The sequence below is a fragment of the Belnapia sp. AC561 genome (genome assembly GCF_979252845.1).
In genome coordinates, this window is sequence record NZ_CEEDBP010000406.1 from 1 (window position 1) to 246 (window position 246).

Here is a 246-nt window from a genome sequence, read left to right on the forward strand (position 1 = left end):
GTATTTGCGCATGGGCGATTAAGTCGACCGGCTTTGGTTTCGCCAGAAAGTTGATGTTCAAGTTCGCGGTCACTGCCATCTCGACCTTGCCGAGGCGCCCCAGCACCACGGCGTACATCGCGGCGTCGGCAAGCGCCATGATCGTCGGCCCCGAAACGGTGCCGCCCGGGCGCACCAATTTGGCCTGGAACGGCACGCGGGCGTAGGCGTTATTGGCGTCCAGTTGGTCGATGCGCAGGTCAATAT

The 246-nt window shown here is 61.8% G+C and carries 1 protein-coding gene; it reads right to left on the reverse strand.

The features are described from left to right. Window positions 1–246, reverse strand: a 246-nt coding sequence (locus AC0IW9_RS31625) for a PaaI family thioesterase (RefSeq protein ID WP_471652239.1), incomplete at both ends; no start/stop codon positions are given.